The organism is Polaromonas sp. P1_E3, assembly GCF_056405935.1.
Window position 1 is genome coordinate 1 of the sequence record NZ_JBFUBD010000220.1, and the last position, 4,658, is coordinate 4,658.

General features: G+C 62.1%; 4 protein-coding genes. 2 read left to right on the forward strand and 2 right to left on the reverse strand.

The window, feature by feature from the left end:
- Nucleotides 1-1,570: efflux RND transporter permease subunit (locus AC1D0Z_RS16320; RefSeq protein ID WP_477659269.1), on the reverse strand; the 1,570-nt coding region annotated here is incomplete at its 3' end.
- Nucleotides 1,571-1,577: 7 nt separating this feature from the next.
- Nucleotides 1,578-2,765, reverse strand: a complete 1,188-nt coding sequence (locus AC1D0Z_RS16325; RefSeq protein WP_477659270.1) for an efflux RND transporter periplasmic adaptor subunit — start codon at nt 2,763-2,765, stop codon at nt 1,578-1,580.
- Between the two features lie 167 nt (nt 2,766-2,932).
- Between AC1D0Z_RS16325 and hpnC the strand changes: the two genes are divergently transcribed.
- Both hpnC and AC1D0Z_RS16335 read left to right on the forward strand, forming a co-directional pair.
- Nucleotides 2,933-3,808 (forward strand): squalene synthase HpnC, encoded by an 876-nt coding sequence (gene hpnC, locus AC1D0Z_RS16330; protein WP_477659271.1) that lies wholly within the window; start codon nt 2,933-2,935, stop codon nt 3,806-3,808.
- Nucleotides 3,809-4,067: 259 nt separating this feature from the next.
- Complete coding sequence (locus AC1D0Z_RS16335) at nt 4,068-4,592, forward strand: hypothetical protein (protein ID WP_477659272.1); 525 nt, start codon at nt 4,068-4,070, stop codon at nt 4,590-4,592.
- The last annotated feature ends 66 nt before the right edge of the window (nt 4,593-4,658 follow it).

The window sequence follows — 4,658 nt, forward strand, 5'->3', positions numbered from 1 at the left end:
CAAAGTACACCGACACAATCCAGCTGAGCACCAGCGCGATCACCGTCACGGCAAAGATCGCAAATGTGTATTCACCCGTAGTGGACTTGGCCAAACCAATCGGCAGGAAGCCCGCGGCGGTGATCAATGTGCCCGTCAACATGGGCATGGCCGTGATCTCATACGCAAAAGTCGCGGCACGAACCTTGTCGTAGCCCTCTTCCATTTTGCGCACCATCATCTCGACGGCAATGATGGCGTCGTCCACCAGCAGGCCCAGCGCGATGATGAGCGAGCCCAGCGAAATCTTGTGCAGGCCGATGCCGTAATACCACATCGCCAGGAAGGTCAGGCTCAGCACCAGCGGAATGGTGATGCCCACCACCAGGCCCGGACGCATGTCGATGTAATAACGCTTCCACAGTGGCAACTGGCCGGGGCCGTCGTATTGCCGCTTGTGAAACCCCAGTGCAATGAAACTCACCGCCAGCACGATCACCACGGCCTCGATCAGCACACCCACAAACTCATTGACGGAGGTGGCCACGGCCTTGGGCTGGTTCTGCACATTCACCAGCCTGATGCCGGCGGGCAAGGTTTTTTCGATGCGGGCCGAGAGCGCGGTGAGTGACTTGCCCAGCGCGATGATGTCCCCGCCCTTGCCCATGGACACACCCAATGCAATCACTTCCCTGCCCTGGTGGTGCACCTTGACGGAAGGAGGGTCCACGTAGCCACGCTTGATCACAGCGATATCGCCCAGCTGGAGCTGGTTGCCCGAACTGCCCCTGATGGGCATGATGCGCAGCTGCTCAATGACTTCAAACTGGCCCGCCACGCGCACCTGCACGACGTCCAGCGGCGTCTGCACCGCGCCGGCCGATTCGATGGCGTTTTGCTGGCCCAGTTGTGCCAGCACCTGGTTCAAATCCAGCCCCAGCTGCGCCAGCCGTTTTTGCGAGATCTCGATGAAGACCTTTTCGTCCTGCACGCCGAAGAGCTCCACCTTGCTCACGTCAGGCACGCGCAGCAGTTGCTGGCGCACATCGTCGGCAAAGGTCTTGAGCTCGGCGTAATTGAAACCATCAGCTTCGAGCGCATAGATCACGCCATACACGTCGCCGAAATCATCATTGAAGAACGGCCCCTGGATTCCACCCGGCAKCGTGCCGCGCATGTCACTGACCTTCTTGCGGACCGAGTACCAGACGTTGGGCACATCCGCGGGTTTGGACGAATCCTTGATCTGGAAAATGATTTGCGACTCGCCAGGCTTGGAATAGCTGCGTATCTTGTCGGCAAAAGGCACTTCCTGCAGCGTACGCTCCAGCTTGTCGGTGACCTGCTCAGCCACCTGCTGCGCAGTAGCGCCCGGCCAGTAAGTGCGCACCACCATGGCGCGAAAGGTAAACGGCGGGTCTTCATCCTGGCCGAGCTGGAAGTAGGCGGCAAAGCCCAGGATCATCAGCACCAGCAGGAGATAGCGTGTCAGCGCCGGATGGTCCAGCGCCCATTTGGAAAGGTTGAACCGGCTGGAGGGCGAAGCCAGTTCGCCGGCAGCGCTGCCGCTGTCTGGATGGGGTTGCGTCATGCCGTCCTCACTTCGCGGCCGAAGCCGCGGAGACAGCAACCGGTGCGGTCACAGGCGCTGCAGGTGCAGCGGATGTTGCTACGGAATTGATAGCTGTTTGCGCAGGACTGGCGCCCGCTACAGCCACACTTGGCTGGTAAATACTGACTTTCTGCCCCGGTGACAGCACATGCACCCCGGCGCTGACTACCAGCATCCCGGGCTGCAACCCGGAAGCCACCACCACGTCATTGCCGTCTGCCGTGGCAACCTGAATGACCTGCGGCTTGACCGTCATGGTGGCCTTGTCAACCACCCATACCGCCGTGGCCTTGCCTTCCTGGCGCAGCGCTGTTGTCGGCAACTTGATGACCGGCGCGCCCACCACGCTGCCGGCCTGCGGCACCACATACACCGTGGCGCCCAGGGGCGGCGGCTCTTTCGCATCAACCGAAACTTTCACGGTGTAGGTCCGCGTGACAGGGTCGTTGCTGGCTGCCACCTCGCGCACCTTTCCGGCCAATTCGGCAGTCTGCGACCACACGCGGATACTGACCGGCGAGCCAACCTTGATCGCCGCCACCTTGTCTTCGGGTACGGAAAAGACCACATCGCGCACCCCGTCCGCTGCAATCCGCACCACCGGCGCGCCGGCCGTCACGACCTGGCCGGGCTCGGCCTCGATAGCAGTGATGACACCCGAAACATCTGCGACCAGCGCCGCATAACTGGCCTGGTTGCCCTGGACGGCCAGTTGGGACTGGGCTTGCTCCAGTTGCGCCTGCGCCGCCTTCAGGGTGGTTTCACGGCGCTCCAGTTCGGCGCCGCTGATGAAGTTCTGCTCCTTGAGCTCTTTGTAACGCTTGAAATCAGCAGCGGCAAGGTCGCGGTTGGTAGCGGCAGCGGCGACCTGCGCGCGGGCCGCATCGGCCGCGAGCTTGTAATCCTGGGGATCGAGGTTGGCGAGCACCTGCCCGGCCTTGACGCGCTGGCCCAGTTCGGCCTGCCGCTTGATGATCTTTCCCGCAACCCGGAAGCCGAGCCTTGACTCCACCTGGGCGCGGACTTCGCCGGCATATTCGTGGCTGGAGGAAAAGGCGTTGGTCCCGACGGTGATAACCTTGACGGCGCGAACCGGTTCTTCTGGCGGGGCGGGTTTGGAACAGGCTGCCAGCAGGACGGCGGCGCCCACCAGGGAGAAAACGGTTTTATTCATGATCTGATCGGGATGAAACCCGCTTGGATAGCCGGGTAAAAAATGAGCCTGGAAAAGGGTCAGGAAGCTGCTACTGACTGACCGGTTAGTAATCTAGGGTAATTGCCGAGGCTTGTCAAGCGACAATCGCCCGCATGACCCCAGGCACACAACCGCCGGCCACTCTGATGCCTTCCCCCCAGGGCGTGGCCCACTATGAAAACTTCCCGGTAGCGTCGCTACTGTGCCCACCGCGCCTGCGCCCGCCCATCGCGGCAATTTACTGGTTTGCGCGTACGGCGGACGACATCGCCGATGAGGGCGATGCGCCGCCGGCGGCACGCCTGGCTGACCTGGCGGCCTACCGCGCGGACCTGATGGCCGCCTCTGCCGGCCTTGCGCCCTCGCTGCGCTGGGCCCCGGTGTTTGCCCAGCTGACGCCCATGATGGCGAAGTTCGAGCTGCCGGTAAACCTGCTGGCCGATTTGCTCAGCGCTTTTGAGCAGGACGTCGTCAAGCAGCGTTATGCCGATGAAGCCGAACTCCTCGACTATTGCAACCGCTCGGCCAACCCCGTGGGCCGGCTGCTGCTGCACCTGTACGGCATTCACGACGCCGCCTCCCTGCAGATGAGCGATTGCATCTGCACCGCCCTGCAGCTCATCAACTTCTGGCAAGACCTCAGCGTCGACATTCCGCGCGGGCGCATTTACCTGCCGGCTGATGCCTGGTCCCGCCACGGCGTTGACGAAGCACAGCTGCTGGCGCTGGACGCCAATCCATTTACTATCAAATTGATAGCTGCTTGCGCCCGCTCTGCAAAGGCCAGGATGCTAAACGGCTTGCCACTCGCACACCGGATACCGGGCCGCGGCGGCTGGGAACTTCGCCTGGTGGTGCAAGGCGGCCTGCGTATCCTCGAGAAAATAGAGGCCCAGGGATTCAATACCCTGCAGCGGCGCCCCAAGCTCGGCCCCTGGGATGTGCTGGTGATGGGCTGGCGGGCGCTGTTCATGCGGCGAAGCGGCCGGGCGTCAGCAGGCACAGACGGTTCCGCCGGCTGATCCACAAAATCACAAGGCGAAACACGTGGCGATTGCCCCTATAAAAACACTGGCAACAGCACCGGCAAAACAGCCACCCTCGGGTCTTTATCGTGCGCTGGTGTGGGGCCTGATTCTCTTTTGCCTCAGCTTCGCGATGATTGGTGGCGTCATCGCAGAGAAGGCCCTGGAGGCCCTGAATTGCCAGTTCCATACAGACCCGCGGACCGGAACATGTTCCTTCCTCCAGCACGCGTTGGCGTCCAGGCTCGCACTTTTTTTGTCTGCCCAGACTCCGCTGGACTACCCCTTCATGCTGTTGCGCAGTTTCTGGTGGCTCATCCTGGTCTGGCTGGCTGCCATCGGCTGGAGCCACCATGCGTACCAACACCCCCGCAAGGCCATCGCCGCCCCGCGCGCGCCTGCAGCCGCGGCAGTGCCAATGCAAAGAAGGTTGCACCAGGTCCTGCAAGCGAGCTTCTGGCTCCTGCTGCTGGGACTGGTCGCGTTTTGCATCGCCTTCGGCACGCCCTTCCTGAGCACGTATATCTCGCGCGAAATACTGCAGGCCCTGGGGTGCAACCCCGGCACCTTTGACCCTCTGGTGTCAGCCTGCATGTCCAGGTCTGGTTTCTGGACACCCCGGCTGCAGCCGTTCCTGCTGCCCTTGCTGGGCCAGCTGGGTTCGCCGCTCTGGCTCTTCTGGCAATTCGGTGATGTGTTGATCGTATGGGTCATCCTGATTGCGGTGGTGTTCGCGTTGAAAACCTATGTTGCGCGGTGCATGGCGCCCAAAGCCTTCTGAGGGTCCCTCCCGCCTCAAGTCCCATGGGACAATTGCCGCATGACGCCTGAGCAATATGTCCAGCAA